At 67.9% G+C, this 18,088-nt stretch carries 16 protein-coding genes; 7 read left to right on the forward strand and 9 right to left on the reverse strand.

Features of this window, described 5'->3' with window-relative positions; all coding sequences use genetic code 11:
* The first annotated feature begins 52 nt into the window (after positions 1–52).
* The 3 genes from AC5P9I_RS05560 to AC5P9I_RS05570 all read left to right on the forward strand — a co-directional run bounded on the left by AC5P9I_RS05560 (position 53) and on the right by AC5P9I_RS05570 (position 2,003).
* A complete protein-coding gene (locus tag AC5P9I_RS05560) occupies positions 53–436 on the forward strand; it encodes a sensory rhodopsin transducer (RefSeq protein ID WP_049467162.1) in 384 nt (127 codons plus the stop codon).
* Positions 437–536: 100 nt separating this feature from the next.
* Positions 537–1,403, forward strand: a complete 867-nt coding sequence (locus AC5P9I_RS05565) for a glucose 1-dehydrogenase (RefSeq protein ID WP_049467321.1) — start codon at positions 537–539, stop codon at positions 1,401–1,403.
* A 6-nt stretch (positions 1,404–1,409) separates the two neighbouring features.
* Positions 1,410–2,003: a mechanosensitive ion channel domain-containing protein gene (locus AC5P9I_RS05570; RefSeq protein ID WP_049467159.1), complete on the forward strand. Its 594-nt coding sequence runs from the start codon at positions 1,410–1,412 to the stop codon at positions 2,001–2,003.
* A gap of 122 nt (positions 2,004–2,125) precedes the next feature.
* On the opposite strand, the gene AC5P9I_RS05575 is transcribed toward AC5P9I_RS05570, so the two are convergent.
* Both AC5P9I_RS05575 and AC5P9I_RS05580 read right to left on the reverse strand, forming a co-directional pair.
* The gene (locus AC5P9I_RS05575) at positions 2,126–4,069 is read right to left on the reverse strand and encodes an ABC transporter permease (RefSeq protein ID WP_049467157.1); all 1,944 of its coding nucleotides are present in this window, start codon (positions 4,067–4,069) and stop codon (positions 2,126–2,128) included.
* Positions 4,070–4,071: 2 nt separating this feature from the next.
* The gene (locus AC5P9I_RS05580; protein WP_049467156.1) at positions 4,072–5,253 is read right to left on the reverse strand and encodes an efflux RND transporter periplasmic adaptor subunit; all 1,182 of its coding nucleotides are present in this window, start codon (positions 5,251–5,253) and stop codon (positions 4,072–4,074) included.
* Between the two features lie 236 nt (positions 5,254–5,489).
* Between AC5P9I_RS05580 and AC5P9I_RS05585 the strand changes: the two genes are divergently transcribed.
* The 3 genes from AC5P9I_RS05585 to AC5P9I_RS05595 all read left to right on the forward strand — a co-directional run bounded on the left by AC5P9I_RS05585 (position 5,490) and on the right by AC5P9I_RS05595 (position 7,906).
* Positions 5,490–6,014 carry a hypothetical protein gene (locus AC5P9I_RS05585; protein ID WP_187756618.1) on the forward strand — a complete coding sequence of 175 codons (525 nt, stop codon included), beginning with the start codon at positions 5,490–5,492 and terminating at the stop codon, positions 6,012–6,014.
* A 95-nt stretch (positions 6,015–6,109) separates the two neighbouring features.
* On the forward strand, positions 6,110–6,826 hold the full coding sequence (locus AC5P9I_RS05590; protein WP_088476157.1) for a response regulator: 717 nt from the start codon (positions 6,110–6,112) through the stop codon (positions 6,824–6,826).
* A 3-nt stretch (positions 6,827–6,829) separates the two neighbouring features.
* A complete protein-coding gene (locus tag AC5P9I_RS05595; RefSeq protein ID WP_049467152.1) occupies positions 6,830–7,906 on the forward strand; it encodes an ATP-binding protein in 1,077 nt (358 codons plus the stop codon).
* A 16-nt stretch (positions 7,907–7,922) separates the two neighbouring features.
* Here the strand turns inward: AC5P9I_RS05595 and AC5P9I_RS05600 are convergent, their stop codons facing one another.
* From AC5P9I_RS05600 to AC5P9I_RS05610, 3 genes are all read right to left on the reverse strand, one after another.
* Positions 7,923–9,011, reverse strand: a complete 1,089-nt coding sequence (locus AC5P9I_RS05600) for a DNA glycosylase AlkZ-like family protein (RefSeq protein ID WP_049467149.1) — start codon at positions 9,009–9,011, stop codon at positions 7,923–7,925.
* 111 nt (positions 9,012–9,122) lie between these two features.
* A complete protein-coding gene (locus AC5P9I_RS05605) occupies positions 9,123–9,479 on the reverse strand; it encodes a hypothetical protein (protein WP_049467146.1) in 357 nt (118 codons plus the stop codon).
* A 465-nt stretch (positions 9,480–9,944) separates the two neighbouring features.
* Entirely contained in the window at positions 9,945–10,610 is a 666-nt protein-coding gene (locus tag AC5P9I_RS05610) for a TraX family protein (RefSeq protein WP_049467144.1), read from the reverse strand.
* A gap of 114 nt (positions 10,611–10,724) precedes the next feature.
* On the opposite strand from AC5P9I_RS05610, the gene pip reads away from it, so the two are divergent.
* Positions 10,725–11,684, forward strand: coding sequence for a prolyl aminopeptidase (gene pip / locus AC5P9I_RS05615; RefSeq protein WP_049467141.1), 960 nt, complete (start codon positions 10,725–10,727; stop codon positions 11,682–11,684).
* A 9-nt stretch (positions 11,685–11,693) separates the two neighbouring features.
* Here pip and AC5P9I_RS05620 read toward each other — a convergent pair whose 3' ends face one another.
* From AC5P9I_RS05620 to AC5P9I_RS05635, 4 genes are read right to left on the reverse strand one after another with little or no spacing between them, the layout of a single operon-like run.
* Positions 11,694–13,055, reverse strand: coding sequence for a heavy metal sensor histidine kinase (locus AC5P9I_RS05620; protein ID WP_130767990.1), 1,362 nt, complete (start codon positions 13,053–13,055; stop codon positions 11,694–11,696).
* Positions 13,052–13,741: a heavy metal response regulator transcription factor gene (locus AC5P9I_RS05625; RefSeq protein WP_005413570.1), complete on the reverse strand. Its 690-nt coding sequence runs from the start codon at positions 13,739–13,741 to the stop codon at positions 13,052–13,054. Before AC5P9I_RS05625 ends, AC5P9I_RS05620 begins: the two co-directional genes overlap by 4 nt.
* Positions 13,738–16,851 (reverse strand): multidrug efflux RND transporter permease subunit, encoded by a 3,114-nt coding sequence (locus AC5P9I_RS05630; RefSeq protein WP_049467135.1) that lies wholly within the window; start codon positions 16,849–16,851, stop codon positions 13,738–13,740. Before AC5P9I_RS05630 ends, AC5P9I_RS05625 begins: the two co-directional genes overlap by 4 nt.
* Positions 16,848–18,017: an efflux RND transporter periplasmic adaptor subunit gene (locus AC5P9I_RS05635; protein ID WP_088476152.1), complete on the reverse strand. Its 1,170-nt coding sequence runs from the start codon at positions 18,015–18,017 to the stop codon at positions 16,848–16,850. The genes AC5P9I_RS05630 and AC5P9I_RS05635 overlap by 4 nt, the downstream gene beginning before the upstream one ends.
* Positions 18,018–18,088 lie beyond the last annotated feature (71 nt).

Below are 18,088 nucleotides of genomic sequence, written 5' to 3' on the forward strand. Positions count from 1 at the left end.
TCCCTGCGGGCACTGGACACGATGGCAACACGTTCCCAGCTAAAACGGCGTCATGGAAACGAACGCTTCCTGCATCGGGCATCGACGCTGGGCTATCGCCGAGGGCTACATTCCCGCCTGGAGCAACGGCCCGTCACCGGAGATGCAGAGCCACGAAACCTGCTGCGTACTCAATGCCGGCAACGAGGACGCGCATGTCACGCTGACCCTCTACTTCGAGGACCGCGATCCTGTCGGCCCCTACCGGATCACCGTACCCGCGCGACGCACCTGCCATCTGCGCTTCAATGACCTGGAGCACCCGGCGCCGGTGCCGCGCGGCATGGGCTTCGCCACCCTCGTCGAATCCGACCAGCCGATCATCGTGCAGCACACGCGGCTGGATTCGCGGCAGCCGGCCAACAGCATCATGACCACGATCGCCCATCCGTTGTGAAGCCGCACGCGAGCGCGTCCACACAGTCACGACACTGTACCCTCCGGTCGTTTACCCGTTCGGCGCGAAACTGGGGTCAATCAACGATCGGAGAGTGACGATGGCCCTGCCCGACTACCCACGCCCGCCCTTCCCCGCCCAGCAGCAATCCTTCCCCGGCAAGACCGCGCAGATGCAGCCGCGGCCGGACCACGGCGAGGACAGCTATCGCGGCCATGGCCAGCTGCAGGGCAAGAAGGCACTGATCACCGGCGGTGACAGCGGCATCGGCGCAGCGGTGGCCATCGCTTTCGCGCGCGAGGGCGCCGATGTCGCCATCGCGTTCCTCGATGGCGAGCAGGACGACGCCCGCCATGTACAGCAGCAGATCGAACAGGCCGGGCGCAAGGCCGTGCTCGTGCCCTGTGACATCAGTGACCCGGCGCAGGCGCGCTCGCTGGTGGACCGTGTGGCCAGCGAGCTGGACGGTCTCGACATCCTGGTCAACAACGCGGCCTACCAGCGCTACTACGAGCATTTCGACGACATCACCCTGGATGACTGGAAACGGACGTTCGATACCAATGTCCATGCCGTGTTCAATCTGACGCGGTTGTGCGTGCCGCACCTGCGCGGTGGCGGCGCGATCATCAACACCGCATCGGTCAACTCCAAGCGACCGACCCCGAACATCCTTCCGTACTCTGCGACCAAGGGCGCCGTCGCCAACCTGACGCTGGGGCTGGCGGGCCTGCTGGCCGAGCATCAGATCCGCGTCAATGCCGTGCTGCCCGGCCCGATCTGGACGCCGTTCATTCCGGCAGGCATGGCCGCCGAAGAGGTCGAGCAGTTCGGCTCGCAAACGCCGTTCGGCCGCCCCGGGCAACCCGCCGAACTGGCCTCGGCCTACGTGATGCTGGCTTCGGACAGCGCCAGTTACACCTCCGGTGCCTTGCTGACCATCTCCGGCGGCGCGGCAACGCTGTGACCGCTCATGGCCGGACTGCCTGCCTGGATCGCGGATTGGCTGCTGGTGGTGGTACCGGTGGCCGAGGTGCTGGTCATTCTCGGGGTGGCCTGGTTGATGGTGCGTGCCCTGGCGTGGTTGCTTGTGCAGGCCCGGCAGCGCGGCCGGCTGGCGCCTGAACTGCACGTAGGCCTGCGCCGCGGCGGTGCGCTGCTGCTGTACCTGGCGGCCACGCTGCTGGTACTGGAGCGCCTGGGCGTGTCGCGCTCGGTGCTGTGGACTGCGCTGACCGGCTTCATGGCAGTCGGTGCGGTGGCATTCTTCGCCGCATGGAGCGTGCTGTCCAATCTGTTCTGTTCGTTCCTGATCGTCGCCACGCGCCCGTTCCGCATCAACGACACCATCGAGGTACTGGAGAGCGTGGACAAGCCGGGCCTGTGTGGCCAGGTGGTGGACATCAACCTGATCTACACCACGCTGAGTGATCGTGGCGACGGCGCGCGCGGCTGCCTGCTGCGCGTGCCGAACTCGTTGTTCTTCCAGCGCATTACCCGCCACTGGGGTGACAGCGGCTATTCGCAGCTGCCGGGCAGCCTGCCGATAAAGGGCAAGGTGCGCTGAGCAGCGGCAGCGCCGAGCGCATGCCCGGCTTGCTGCGCGCAGCGCAGGGGGCATCGCGGCCGAACGGAGTGCTGCCGAGCGCGGGCTCGGCTCTACATCTACAGGTGCCCCCGCGGGCGACCCTACTCCGCCGCCAATGCCTGGATAGGGTCCAGCTGTGCCGCACTGCGTGCCGGGAAGTAGCCGAAGCCCAACCCGATCGCAGACGAACACACCAACGCGGCCAGCACCGGCCCCGGCGTGAACAGGAACGGCACGCCCACCGCCAGCAGGCTCGACAACGCGCCGACGCCAAAGGCCAACAGCACGCCCAGCGCCCCGCCGAACAGGCAGATCAACACCGCTTCGATCAGGAACTGGCGCAGGATGTCGCCCTGCCGCGCCCCTACCGCCAGCCGCACGCCAATCTCGCGCACGCGCTCCTTCACCGACACCAGCATGATGTTCATCACGCCCACCCCGCCGACCACCAGCGCCACCGCCGCGATGGCCGAGACCAACGCGGCCAGGGTCTGGCTCGACTTCATCACCGCTCTGCGGATCTGGTCCGCGTTGTAGATGAAGAAATCACGACGCCCGTGCAGCCGCTGCAGTTCGGCACCCAACGATGCCTCCGCTGCTCGGGTTGGCACGTCATCGCGCACCCGCACGGTGATGCTCTCCAGGCGCGGGCTGCCCAGCAGCCGCGAAGCCGCCGAGGTGTACGGCACGTAGACCGTCGGCGTTGCGCCACCGGCGAACGCACTGGTCCCCACCACGCCGATCACTTCCACCGGCATCCCGCCCAGCAGCACCGTGCTGCCCACCGGGCTGCCACTGGACAACGCCTTGGCCGCCTTCTGGTCGAGCACGCCGACAGCACGATGCGCGTGGACCTCGTCATCCGTGAAGAACCGGCCGGCCTTCAGCCGCAGCCCGCGCACGCGCGGTAGGTCAGCGCCCACGCCAAGCACCTGCGTGTTGGCACGCCGGCTGCCCTGCAACGCGGCCACCGAACCGCTCAGGTTGGGGCTTACGCTGTCTACGTAGCCCAATGCGGCCAGGTGATCGGCGTCGGCCACCACCAGTGTTTCAATCTCCGCCGATCGCGGGTCGCCAAAATCAGTGCCCGGGAAGATCTCCAGCGTGCTGGCGCCCAGCTCGTTGATCTGTGACTCGACCTGTGCCTGCGCGCCTTTGCCCAGTGCCACCACCGTCACCACGGCAGCCACGCCGATGATGATGCCCAGCATGGTCAACAAGGTACGCAGCCGGTGGGCCAACATCGAACGTACTGCCATGCGCGTCGCCTCCCGCATGGCATCAACGCGGGCGCGCCGTTCGGCGGCCACGGCGGGCGCGCGCTCCGATGCGTCTGCATGCGGTCGCACCGGCTGGCCTCGCGCCTGTCGATCTGCCACCAAGCGTCCATCGGCGATCTCGATCACACGCGACGCATGGGCGGCAATCGCCGCGTCATGCGTCACCAGGATCACGGTATGGCCCTGGCCGTGCAGGCGCTTCAGTTCGGCCATCACCTGCTGGCCGCTGGCATGGTCCAACGCGCCGGTGGGTTCGTCAGCCAGCACGATCGCGCCGCCGTTCATCAGTGAGCGCGCGATGGATACGCGCTGCTGCTGGCCGCCGGACAGCTGGCTGGGCCGGTTCGCGGTCCGCTCGCCCAGGCCGAGTGTTTCCAGCAGCAGGCGAGCCTGCGTGGCGCGCGCGTCGGCGTCCACGCCGGCATAGACGGCGGGCAACGCTACGTTCTCGATGGCACTGAGGTTCTCCATCAGGTTGTAGCGCTGGAAGATGAAGCCGAAGTGCTCGCGGCGCAGGCGTGCCAGCTGGTCGGGCGACATCTGCTCGGTCGCTGCCCCATCCACGCGGTAGCTGCCTTCAGTCGGCCGGTCCAGGCAGCCCAGGATGTTCATCAGGGTGGACTTGCCTGAGCCCGAGGGGCCGATGATGGCGATGAACTCGCCGGCGTCGATGCGCAGCGAGACCTCCTTCAGCACCACCACTTCACCGGCGGCCGAGCGATAGGCGCGCGATACGCCCTGTAGTTCCAGCAGTGCGTCGGCCATGCTCACATCCCCAGCAGGCTGGTGGGTTCGGCGTCGCCGCCGCTGGATGCCTGGCCAACCACCACGTTCTCGCCGGCTTCCAGGCCGGACAGGATCTGCACGGCGGTGGCGGTGCGCAGGCCGGTGGTCACTGCGCGCTCGCGGGCACGGCCCTTCGCATCGACCACCCGCACGGTCGTGCGGGTACCGGCCCCGTCACCGGCCTCGGTCAATGCGCTCAGCGGCACCTGCAGCGCGTTGGCCACGCGTGCCAGCTGGATCGTCACCTTCACCGTCATCGAGGGCTTCAGCATCAGGCCCGGATTGGCCACGTCGAACAGTCCCGCGTAGTACACCGCTTTGGGCGTCTGCGCCGATCCGCCGCTGTTGCCGCTGGCTGCGTCGGCGATCGACGAAGGCGCAGGCTCAAGCTGTTGCAGATGGGATTCGTAGCGGCGCCCGCTCGGACCCAGCGTCGAGAACGACAGCCGCTGGCCGGGTGCGATCAGCTCCACGTCGGCCTCGGCGATCTCGGCGCGTACGGTCACGATGTCCATCTGTGCCAGCATCACGAGGGTCGGCGTGGTCTGCATCGAGTTCAGCGTCTGCCCCGCCTTGGTGACGATGGCCACGATGTAGCCCGCGGACGGCGAGACGATACGGGTGTAGCCCAGGTTGATGCGGGCGGTTTCGACCTGGGTCACCGCCTGGTCGATCTGCGCCTGCAATGCAGCGACATCCGAACGTGCCGCGTCGCGCGCCACGCGCGCCGCTTCAAAGCTCTCCTGCGAGACCAGGCGCGATGCCACCAGCTGCGACTGCCGATCATACGTGCGAAGCGCCTGGGTGTAGCGCGCCTGGCTGGCCGCGTGCTGCGCACGCAGCGCAGTGGCGGCCGCCTCGGCGCTGCGCAGGGCAATCCGCTGCGGTTGTGAATCCACCTCGGCAATCAGGTCGCCGGCCTGTACGTGCTGGCCCAGCACCACGTGCAGGCGCTTGACCTGCCCCGAGACCTGCGCGCCCACGGCCACCAGTTCCTTTGGATTGACCCGGCCGACCGCCTGCACGGTCCGCTCCAGATCGGCAACCGTGGCCGGTGCGGTGATCAAGGCGGCATCATCGCCATCGGCAAACGCCCACCAGCTGCCCGCGCCGGCAAGAACGGCCAGCGTTGCGGCAATGATCCAGGTCCTGCGGTTGTTCATGGAAACATCCGGGGTGCGTGCAGCCGCCGGATGCGGCTGCCAGGTCCGCAGTCTGGGAGCTCCAGGTGGATGTTTCTTGGAGCCACCGTGGAGATTGGATGGAGACGCGGCAACTGTTCATGCACCGCGTCGGCGGCTGAATCCGCGGCGCGGCTCCACGCAATCTCGACACAATCTCGATCAAGTCTCCATCAACGGGCGCTAGCCTCGGCGGCCTCGCCGACTGCCTGCCCGCCGTGACCCGTCCCTATCCCGAGCTGCCCCCGTTGGATGTGCGCCGCGCTTACCTGGCCTGGTGTGCGCCCTCGCCCTGGTCGCTGGCGCTGGTGATGGCATCAACCATGGCGTGGCTGCTGGCCAGCCAGGACCCGATGCCGCCGCTGCTGGCCGGCTTCGGCGCCGCCGCACTGGCGTGGTTCCGCAGCGACGGCCCCGGCCACGCCACCCGCGCGGGGACAGCCGTCTCGCTGCTGCTGATCGGGTTGGCGATGACGTCGGCCACGGCCTTCGGCGCCCACGCCGCGCTGTACCTGCTGCTGGCGGCCACGGCGCTACTGCTGTTGGCCCTGCTGGCCCTGCGGCTGCGCGCCATCACCGCCATGGCGGCACGCCTGCAGGCACGGGTGGATGCCACCCCGATGGACTGCCGCTGGACCCACCTGCCGGCTGCGCTCTCCACGCTGATCGTGCAGCAGCTGCGCGGCGCGGGTCCGGTGGAGCCGTCCCTGCATCGCACGCTGGTGCTGGCCACGCTGGCCTAGGCAGCCGACGCGGAAGCGCAGGCCTTGGAGCGCCGACGATGACGCTGCCGTTGATGCCGCATGTCCCCGCACCGACCGTAGACGCGTACCCGCCGATGAAACATGAACTCCGCAGCCGACCGGCGCCCCTGGTCCTGATTGCCGAAGACGAGGGTGAAATCGCCGACATCCTCGGCGCCTACCTGGCACGCTCCGGGCTGCGCAGTGCCCGCGCCGCTGACGGCGAAGCGGCGCTGGCCAGCCATCGCCAGCTGCGTCCGGACCTGGTGCTGCTGGACGTGCAGATGCCCAGGATGGACGGCTGGCAGGTGCTGAGCGAGCTGCGCCGGCGCGGCAATACGCCGGTGATCATGCTCACCGCGCTCGACCAGGACGTGGACAAGCTGACCGGCCTGCGCGTCGGCGCCGACGACTATGTGGCCAAGCCATTCAACCCGGCCGAGATCGTGGCGCGCATCCACGCCGTGCTGCGCCGCAGTGCCCAGTGCACCGGGCACGCGGCCGATGGGCTGATCCGGCAGGGGCCGTTCGAGATCGACCTGCGCAGCCACGAGGTGACGGTGTGCGCCGGCGAGCAGGTCCACGTGTTGAATTTCACCCTCACCGAGTTCCGCCTGCTCGCGCACCTGGCGCGTGCGCCGCGCCAGGTGCACACGCGCGTGGATCTGCTGCACAGCTGCCTGCCCGAGGGTGATGCACAGGAGCGCACCGTCGACAGCCATGTCAGCAAGCTGCGGCGCAAGCTGGAGGATGTCGGCGTGATCGGCGTTCCCGCCACCATCCGTGGCGTCGGCTACCGCTTCCTGGACTGAATGATGAGTGCGAAAGGCAAGAGCATCGGTCGCCAGATCAGCCTGTCGATCACCGTGGCCTCGCTGTGTTCGACCATACTGTCGATCAGCGGCTTCTACCTGTTCTACTACCTGCTGGATGTGTTCTATCCGCGCTGGTACGACGAACCGAAGACGCTCATGCCTTCCGGCCTGGAGTGGCTGTGGATCGGCCTGACCGCCACCGTGGTGGTCGCGCTGGCCACGCTGATCGCCTCGCGCCTGACCCGGCGCATCATCACCCCGTTGAATTCGGTGGCCGCAAGCCTGCGTCGCGTGGCCAGCGGTGACCTGGAGGCGCGCGCACGCGGTGGCGACACCTCGATGGCCGAGGCCGCCACGCTGGTCAACGACTTCAACTCCATGGCCGAGCGGCTCAGCCGGATGTCCGAGAACCGCGTGTTCTGGAACGCGGCGATCGCACACGAACTGCGCACGCCGATGACCATCCTGCGTGGCCGCCTGCAGGGCATCGCCGAAGGCGTGTTCGAGCCGGGGCCCGAGCAGTTCAACAGCATGCTCACCCAGCTGGAAGGCCTGACCCGCATCATCGAGGACCTGCGCGTGGTCAGCCTGGCCGAGAGCGGTCATCTGGATCTGCGCCTGCAGCGCAGCGATGTCCGTGTGCAGGTGGCGGCAGTGGTGGACGCGATGTCCGAGGCGCTGACCGAGAGTGGTTTCTCGGTGACATTGGACGCACGACCCTCACTGGCCGACTGCGATCCGGCGCGCATCCGCCAGGCGGTGCTGGCGCTGCTGGAGAATGCGCGGCGCCACGCCATTCCCTGTCCCTTACAGGTCCGCGTGTCACTGGCGGAGGGCCATTGCACCGTGACGGTTGAGGATGGTGGCCCCGGTGTGCCGGACGATCTTCGCGACAGCATCTTCGAAGCCTTCCAGCGCACCGATGTGTCCCGTTCGCGGCAGAGCGGTGGCTCCGGGCTGGGCCTGGCGGTGGTGCGCGCGATTGCCGTGGCCCATCACGGTACGGCACGATGCCGGGCCACCGAACGTGGTGGCAGCGCGTTCGAGATCCGCTGGCCGGTGCACGTGCGTCGTTGAGGGCCATCGCTGGGTGCTACAGGAACTCCGCCATGCGCTGCAGCTCGTCGTCCAGCGCGCCACGAAATACCTTGTCGCGGGCCAGCGACTTGCCGGCATAGCCCACGCTCGACACCAGCTCGCCTTCGCGCATACTCAGGTTGGCCCAGCCCACCACCTGGTCGTGCCACAACACCGGCAGTGCGTAGTAGCCGTACTGCCGTTTCGGCGCAGGCGTGTACGCCTCGAACTTGTAGACCCAGTCCCACAACAGCTCGAAACGGCGGCGGTCCCACACCACCGGGTCGAACGGCGCCAGCAGGCGCACCTGTTCGTCCGGCGCGTGGCGGCGCGAGCGCGGATTTTCGTCCGCCGGCCAGTACCAGGTGGTGCCCTCCACCGTGCAGCTGGCCAACTGCTGTTTGGCCAGTGCCAATGCCTTGCGGGTCTGCTCGGCCAGGTGCGGAGCGCCATAGCCCAGCAGGCGCACCAGATAGGTCAGGCTGGCCGACGGCAGCGGCGCGTACTTGCGCACCACCAGATCAATCAGGGCGGCAGCACGTTCGATCTGCGCCTGTTCGCTGGCGTCGGCCTGCGGGTGTTCAGCCACCGCATAGATGCGCGTTCCACTGTCGCGCCGCTGCACCCGCAACAGGCCGCGGTAGTGCATGCCATCCAGCAGGTGCGTGCTGGCGTTGCTGGTGCCACCCCAATAGTTGGTCACCCGCCCATGCGCGAACGCCTGGTCGACCTCGCGCGGATGCACGCTGCCGCGCTCGCGCACGAAGGCCAGTACATCTGCTGCGCGACGTTCGGTATCGGCGTCCCATACCCGCTTGGCCACGCGCGGATGCATCAAGCCCAGGTGTTCGCGCGGCAGGAAGCCATAGTTCACCAGGCAATCCTCTTCCACCGGCAGACGCGTGTAGCGCCGCTCAAGATCTCCCGCGCGGTAGTCCTTCACCCGGTGGCGCAGGGTCAGGTCCTGCGCGCGTGCGGGTGCGCGGATCGGGTCGGCCTGCACGAAGCCCAGCCGCCGGATCGCGGTCAGCAGCGTGGTCGGCTTGAACAGCGTGCGCGCCACCGCGTAGCGGCGCAGATCATCGAGAGTGGGCGTGGCAGGCATGGCCGCATTGTATTCTCGGCCATGCGGGATCCGTCCAGTAGCGTCAGGCCATGCCTGGCGGGTGCCTGGAGGGTCCGCCGACGCCATCCACGCACGGCGTGGTTCAACGTTTCATTCCGGATGCAGGCGGTAGATGGCGTGGTTGGTCAACGCCAGCGCGGCCAGCTTCAGACCTTCCATCACGCGATCGCCGACGTACTGTTCCGGGCCACCGTTCTGACGGGCGCGTTCGGCCGCCAGCAGGATTTCCTGCACGATGCGCAGCCCGGCCAGTGCACCGTCGGCATGGGCCAAGGCCAGGCAGCGGCCTGGCAGCTGATGACGCTCGGGCCAGGGCTGTCCGTCGGCGGCCGCGCCCAACCCGATGCGATGCAGCAGGGCCATCAGGCTGTTGGGATCAGACGCGTTGTCGTGCCCCTCGTCGGCATTGGCCGGGGCGCGCTGATGGGGAAACTCCGATGCGTTCATGGCAGGTCTCCGTGCAAGGCATGCGGGACCACCGCCCTTAACAATCAAGGCGGCGGACGGTACGTGGCTGGAAATCCGGTGGTCGCGTAAGCACTAACCGGCAGGTGGGTTTTCACCCACCTCCACGCACCGCCCGCCATAAAGCTCGAACGGAATGCCAGCCGACGCCGCACAAGGCGACGCCGGCTGGCGGGCGCAAACTACATGCGACCAACGGGGTTTCCAGGCCCCGGCCACCCTTCTTCGGTGGCAACCCATCATGTGCACAACGGGGCGACAGGCGCCAACAACCCAAGCGCAAAGACAGCGACTTTCATGCACTAATGGCATTGTCGCATATCGAGAATCGAGCCGAAGATTCAACAACTTGCGCCATGCCAACGGCGGCGCCCTCTGCCCGCATCGACACCGCGCGTTCCTTGACTGCATCCGGCTTTCAAGACTGGCGACATGCCAGTTCCGACATTACGCAAGCAGATGGGCAATCAACGCCAGCACCGCCAGATGTCCCACGTAGTACCCGTAGAACACCCAGCGCCAGCGCGGCAGTTGCCACGGCACCCGCGCGGCCAGCAGCACCACCGGAACGGCCAGAACCGCCCAGCCGTTGTGGTTGGCCCAGCACACCGCCGCAAGCGCGACCAGCAGCAGCCACCACGCCCGATGCCGGAACGCGATCCAGGCCAACAACACGGCGCCCACGCCGGCCCACTGGTAGTCCACGACCATCGGCAGCACACCGGCAGCCAGCAACAGCAGCACCGGCCGATTGTTCGCAAGCGCATGCACGGCCACCGCAGCCAGGGCAAAGGTCAGCAGGATGTTGAGCGGCAGCCAGGAACCGAACGCGAGTGCGTGCAACGGCTGCGCGATCAGCCCCCATAGCGCGAGCCGGCGGATCGATTTGCGCAGGTCGGCCCCGGGCTGGGCCAGGTTGCAGGCCATCACCAGCGCGAACAGCGGGAAGGCAATACGCCCCAGTTCGCTGACCACCGGCACGTAGCCGCCGAAGACCACCTTGGCCACGTGGTCGCCGGTCATGGTCAGCAGCGCGATCCACTTCAGCAGCTCGCGTGCGCCACTTCCGAGGGTGAGGTTGAACGTGGTCGTCCCGGTCGTGGTCGCTTGCATCGCGGAAGCTTATGCGCATCGGCCAGCCCATTTCCAGCGGCGCGCAGGAGTCCGTCGCTGCAGCCAGCAGGTGGCGGCGCTATGCTGGCCGCCCCTGCTTGTGAGACACCCGCCATGCGCACCCTGTACCCGGCCATCGAGCCCTACCGCGAATTCACCCTGCCGGTGAGCGATCTGCACACGCTGCATATCGAAGAGTGCGGCACGCCGGAGGGCATTCCGGTGGTGTACCTGCACGGCGGGCCGGGTGCTGGCATCTCGCCGACCCATCGCCGCTTCTTCGATCCGGCGCGCTACCGCATCGTGTTGATCGACCAGCGCGGCAGCGGCCGTTCCACGCCGTTCGGCGAGCTGCGCGACAACACCACGCAGGACCTGGTCGGTGACATCGAGAAGGTGCGCGAGCACCTGGGCATCGAGCGCTGGCTGGTCTACGGCGGCTCCTGGGGTTCGACGCTGTCGCTGGCCTATGCGCAGGCACATCCCGGGCGCGCCACCGGCTTGATCGTGCGTGGCGTGTTCCTCGGCCGCGAAATGGAGAACCGCTGGTTCGCCGAGGCCGATGGGGGTGCGCGCTGGATCTTCCCGGAGCGCTGGGACCGCTATGAGGCCTACATCCCAGAAGCCGAGCGTGGTGACATGATCGCAGCCTACTGGTCGCGGCTGGACAGCGCGGACGAGACGACCCGCATCGAAGCCGCGCAGGCCTGGCTGGGCTGGGAAGACAACGCCGCCACCCTGCAGCACGACGTGGATGCGCAATCCACCGATGATCCGCTGGATACGCTGGCCAAGGCCCGTATTGAAGCGCACTACTTCCGCAACGGGATCTTCCTGGAACCCGACCAGCTGCTGCGCGATATCGATCGCATCCGCCACCTGCCCGGCGTGATCGTGCAGGGGCGCTACGACATCATCTGCCCGCCGCGCAGCGCGTGGGACCTGGCCAAGGCCTGGCCGGAAGCGCGGCTGGAGATGGTGACCTCCGGCCACAGCGCCAACGAGCCGGCCACGGTCGATGCGCTGGTGCGGGCCACGGATGCGTTTGCCGACCGGTTCGGCAACGGCACCTGACCCGCAGCGTCAACACGCCACCGTGAACCCCACCGTGGTCAGCCCGTCGCGGCTGGCCACGAACACATCGCCACCATGCAGCACGGCGATGGCCTTGACGATCGACAGGCCCAGGCCGTGGTGGCGTTCGCCCCGGTACTCGCGGGCCTGGTCAACCAGGTAGAAACGCTCGAACAACAGCGGCAGGTGCTCGACGGCGATGCCATCGCCTTCGTTCAACACCGCAATGCGCGCGCCCTTGCCTTCGGCCTGCAGCTGTACCCGCACCGCGGTACCGGGCCGCGCATGCTGCACGGCGTTGTGCAGCAGGTTGGTCAGGGCACGCCGGAACAGCGATGGATCGATGCTGGCGGTCGCATCACCTTCGATGCGGAGGGTCAGCCCGGCTTCCTCGAACAGGAATTCAAGGAAGTCCCCGGCGGCGGCCACTTCGTCGGCCAGCGCCACCGGCCGGGTCTCCATCGCGATGTCGCCCTGCCCGGCCCGCGACAGGAACAGCATGTCGTTGACGATGGCGCGCAGCCGCTCCAGCTCTTCCAGGTTGGACTGCATCACGTCCTGCAGCTGCGCGTTGTCGCGCGGCCGTGACAGGGCCACCTGGGTCTGCCCCATCAGGTTGGCCAGCGGCGTGCGCAGCTCATGCGCCACGTCTGCGTTGAACGCATCCAGCCGCGTGTAGGCGGCCTCGAGGCGATCCAGTGCACCGTTGAAGGCATGCGTCAGGTGCCCCAGCTCTGCCGGCAGCGCCTGTGTGCCGAGCCGCTGTGACAACCGCTGCGGGCTGAGCGAGCGCGCCTCGTCCGAAAGCGCGCGCAATGGGGCCAGTCCCAGGCGCGCGATCCAGTAGCCGAGGCCGGCCACCAGCAGCACGCCCAGCCCGCCGGCAACCCACAGCGCCACGGCGAAGCGCTGCAAGGCATGCGTGTACGGTTCGGAGTCGATACCGATCCACAGGTCCACCGCCGGCCGCACGCCCTTGCCGGGCACGCGCTCATACAGCGTACGCAGCGGATGCTGGCCCTCGCGCTGCAGCGTACCCATGCCGCTGTCGTGGCCATTGGGTGGCTGCACCTGTGGGCGCTCACCACCGATGCGGAAGGTCGGGTCGTCACTCCAGGCCCAGACCAGCGTGTCGCGGTCGCCGGAAATCAGGTTCCCGACCTTGTCGCGCACCTTGCTCCAGCGTTCGCGGGTATCGCACATCGCCACACTGCCACTGACCGCGTGCAGCTTGGTCTGCAGCTCGGCGTGCTGGTAACGCACCACCTGCCGTTCCAGCACGCCATACACGCCGATGCCCAGCAGGGCGAATACCAGCAGCGCGGCCAGCGCGAACATCGCCGACAGGCGCTGGGCGATCGACCACCTCATCGACCATCACCCTCGTCATCGCGCACTTCCAGCACGTAGCCCATGCCGCGCACCGTATGCAGCAGCTTGCTGGGGTACGGGCCGTCAAGCTTGCTGCGCAGGCGCTTGATCGCCACTTCCACCACGTTGGTGTTGCTGTCGAAATTGATGTCCCAGACCTGCGCGGCGATCACGGTCTTGGACAGGATCTGCCCGCGCCGCTGCGCAAGCAGGGCCAGCAGCGCGAATTCCTTGCCGGTCAGGTCCAGTCGCGCACCGTCACGATAGGCGCGGCGCGCCAGCAGGTTGACCTGCAGGTCGCCCACCTGAAGTTCGGTCGGCTCCTGCTGGCGGCCGCGCCGGACCAGCGCCTGCAGGCGCGCCAGCAGTTCGATGAACGAGAACGGCTTGACCAGGTAGTCGTCGGCACCCTGCCCCAGCCCGTGCACGCGGTCATCCACGCGGTCGCGCGCGGTCAGCATGATCACCGGGGTCTGCTTGCTGCGGCGCAGTTCGCGCAGCACGTTGAAGCCGTCCATGCCGGGCAGCATCACGTCCAGCACGATCACGTCGTAGTCGAACTCACGGGCAAGGTGCAGGCCGGTCACGCCGTCGGCGGCCAGGTCGACCGCCCAGCCCTGCTCGCCCAGGCCGGTGCGCAGGTAGTGGGCGGTCTTGCTCTCATCCTCGACGATCAGCAGTTTCATCCGGGCTCCGTCAGCGCGGCACCGGCGGCCGCCCTGCGTTCGCGTCGGCGCTGCAGGAACAGCCGGTCCAGGGCCAGGTAGATCACCGGGGTACTGTACAGGGTCAGCAACTGGCTGATCAGCAGGCCACCCACCACCGCCACACCCAGCGGCTGGCGCAACTCCGAGCCGGTGCCGAAGCCGATCATCAGCGGAATGGCACCCAGCAGCGCCGCCAACGTCGTCATCATGATCGGCCGGAAGCGGGTCAGGCAGGCTTCGTGGATGGCCTGCAGCGGGGTCAACCCGCGGTTGCGCTGGGCATCCAGCGCGAAGTCGACCATCAGGATGCCGTTCTTCTTGACGATGCCGATCAGCAGCACGATGCCGATCAGCGCCATGATCGAGAAATCCAGCCCCCACAGCCACAGCATCAGCACGGCACCGATACCGGCCGACGGCAGCGTGGACAGGATGGTGAGCGGGTGCACGAAGCTCTCGTACAGCACGCCGAGGATGATGTAGACCGCCAGCAGCGCGGCCAGAATGAGCAACGGCTGGCTGGCCAGCGATTCCTGGAACGCCTGTGCGGTGCCCTGGAAGCGCCCGTTGATGCTGTCGGGCATGCCGATCTGCGCCTGTGCCTGCTCGACCAGGGTAACCGCCTCACCCAGCGAGACGCCCGGCGCCAGATTGAACGACAGGTTCACCGCCGGCAGCATGCCGTTGTGGCTGATCGACAGCGGCCCATTGCCCGGCGGCTGCACCTGGGCCACCGCCGACAGCGGCACCATCTGCCCGGTCAGCGGCGAACGCAGGTGGAAGTAGGACAGCGCATCGACCTGGCCAAGCAGGCCGGGCGCGATCTCCAGAATCACCCGGTACTGGTTGGTCTCGGTCTGGAACTCGTTGATCTGGCGCTGGCCGAACGCATCGTAGAGCACCTGGTCGATATCGTTGGCAGTAAGTCCGAAGCGGGCCGCAGCAGTGCGATCGATCTGCAGGCGGGTAACGCTGGCGCCGACCTGCTGATCGTTGGACACGTCACGCAGCTGCGGCAGACCGCGCAGGTGTTCGGTCAGCTGCTCGGCCCAGCGTGACAGCTCGCGGCTATCCTGGCCGCGCAGTGCGTACTGGTACTGCGTGCGCGCCGGCCCCGCGCCCAGGTTGATGTCCTGCGCCGCCCGCATGTACACGGTGATGCCCGGCACGCTGGCCATTTTCGCGCGCAGCCGGTCGATGAAGCCGTGCACGTCCACGTCGCGGTCGCCGCGGTCCTTCAGGATGAACCAGAAGCGGCCATTGGAGAGGGTCTGGCTGCCACCGGTGGCACCCACCGCATGGTTGTAGGCCTGCAACGCAGGATCCTCGGCGGCGATCTTCGCCAGCTGCTGGTGCTTGGCCGCCATCTCCTCGAAGCCGATGTCCTGTGCCGCTTCGGTGGTGGCGAACACGAAGGCGGTGTCCTGCAGCGGGAAGAAGCCCTTCGGGATCACCACGTACGAGGCCACCGCTACCGCCACCGTCGCGCCGAAGCCGAGCAGGACCAGCCGCTGGTGGCCCAACGCCCACTGCAGGCTGCGGTCGTAGCCGGCCAACAGGCGCCCGGCCAGCGTGTCCTGGCCGTCGCGATGGGCCGGCATGCGCTTCATCAGGTGCGCAGCCATCATCGGCGCCAGCGTCAGCGAAGCCACGATGGAGATCAGGATCGCGACCGTGATGGTCATCGCGAACTCCGCGAACAGGCGCCCGACCACGCCGCCCATGAACAGCAGCGGGATGAACGCCGCGATCAGCGACAGGCTGATCGACACCACGGTGAAGCCGATTTCCTCGGCACCCTTCAGTGCCGCTTCCACGGGTCCCAAACCGGCCTCGCGATGGCGATGGATGTTCTCCACCACCACGATGGCGTCGTCCACCACGAAGCCGACCGCTACCACCAGTGCGACCAGGGTGAGGTTGTTGAGGCTGAAGCCGGCCACATACATTGCGGCGAACGTGGCGACCAGCGCTACGACCAGCACCGCACCGACGATGAGCGTGGCCGAGAGCTGGCGCAGGAACAGCCCCATCACCAGCACCACCAGGACGATGGTCAGCACCAGGGTGACCTCCACCTCGTGCAGCGACGCGCGGATGGTGCGCGTGCGGTCGTTGAGCACTTCCACATCGACGCTGGCCGGCAGGTTGGCGCGCAGCTCCGGCAAGGCGGCCAGCACCGCATCGGTGGTGCGAACGATGTTCGCGCCCGGCTGCCGGCTGATGATCAGGCCCACGCCCGGCTGCCCGTTCGGCCACGCCTGCACATAGGCGTTCTCGGCACCGTCGACCACTTGCGCGACATCGCCCAGCGTGACCGGCGAACCCTGCCGGTAGGCGACCACCAGCTGGCGGTAGTCCTGGGCATCGAACAGCTGGTCGTTGGCCTCGAAGGTGGACGTGCGCTGTTCGCCCATCAGCGCGCCCTTGGCTTGGTTGAGGCTGGCGTTCTGGGCCACGCCGCGCAGGTCGGACAGGGTCATGCCCATCGCTGCCAGCCGCTCCGGCTGGGCCTGGATGCGGATGGCCGGGCGCTGCTGGCCGACGATATTGACCTCGGACACGCCACTGATCTGGCTGATCGAACGCGCCAGGCGGCTCTCGGCCAGGTCGCTCAGCTCGGTCATCGACATCTGTGCCGAGACCACGCTGAGCACCAGGATCGGGCTGTCGGCCGGGTTGACCTTGCGCCAGGTCGGCAGGTTCGGCAGGTCGCTGGGCAGGCGCCCGGCCGCCGCATTGATTGCCGCCTGTACTTCCTGTGCGGCGGTATCGATGTTCTTTTCCAGATCGAACTGCAGCGTGATCGAGGTGCTACCGAGCGCGCTGGTGGAGGTCATCTCGATGATGCCGGGCACGCCGGTCAGCTGCGTTTCCAGTGGCGTAGCCACCGCCGACGCCATGGTCTCGGCGCTGGCGCCGGGCAGGCTGGCATTGACGCGGATGGTCGGGAATTCCGCTTCAGGCAGAGGTGCCACCGGCAACCGTGGCAACGCGGCCACGCCGAGCAGTATCACCGCCAGCGTCAGCAGCGTGGTGGCCACCGGATGCCGGACGAACCAGCTGGACAGCGAAACGCGGGTGCTCATGGTGCGGTCCCGGCCCTGGCAACCGGTGCGCCGGCTTCAGTGACGACCACACCCGGGCGCAGGCGCGACTGGCCATCGCGAACGATCACATCACCCACCCGCAGCTCGCCCTGTACGGCCACCTGCCCGTTCTCGGCTTCACCAACGGTGACCGGTAGCACCTCGACGCTCCCATCCCCCACTACGCGGTAGACGAAGCTGCCCTCGACACCGCGCTGGATTGCGGCAGCGTCCACCACCAGTGCGTCCGTGGTCTGGCCGATGCGTACCCGCACGCTGACCAGCTGCCCGGGCCACAGCCGGTCGTCGGCATTGGCGAAGCGGGCACGCAACCGCACCGTGCCGGAGGTCTCGTCGATCTGATTGTCGATCACCTGCAGGGTGCCTTCGGCGAGGCGCTGGCCACCATCGCGGTCCAGCGCCTGCACCGCCACGTCGCCGGCAGCCAGTGCCTGCCGCAGCTGCGGCAACGCGTCCTGCGGCAGCGCGAACACCACCGAGATCGGATCTGTCTGCTGCACCGTCACCAGTCCCTGCGTATCGGTGGCACGCACCAGGTTGCCGGGGTCCACCTGGCGCAGGCCGATGCGGCCATCCATCGGCGCCAGGATACGGGTGTACGACAGCTGCACCTGTGCGGCATCCACCGCCGACTGATTGCCACGCCCGGTGGCCTGCAGCTGCTGTACCGTGGCCGCCTGCTGCTCCAGCATCTGCCGCGAAACCAGCTGGTCGGTAGACAGGTGCTGCAGCCGCGCCAGGTCCGAGCGCGCGGCATCCAGCGTGGCACGGTCGCGAACCACCGCAGCCTGTGCGCCACCCAGGTCGGCACGGATCGCACGATCATCGATACGGGCCAGCAACTGGCCCTTGCGCACCTTCTGGCCTTCCTCGAACAGCACCTCGGTCAGAACGCCATCGACCTGCGGCCGCAGCACGGCGCTCTGCAACGACTGCACCGTGCCTACGCCGCTGCGCCAATGCGCCACGTCGCGCTGCTCGACACGGCCGGTCACCACCGGTACCGGCGGCGGCGCATTGGCCGGTTGCGCGTCGCTGCGCGGCACACCCTGGAACAGCATCACCAGCGACAACACCACCAGCAGCAACACGCCCAGGACAAGGTGGCGGCGACGCATTCGTGCGGACAGGAAGGGAATTCGCATGACAGGGATCCATACCGGTGCCGGCGCGGGGGCTGCGCGGGCCTGATGCCATCCTCCCGGCTGGCCTCCGG

The organism is Stenotrophomonas sp. YJH_SMC_29 (genome assembly GCF_059371235.1).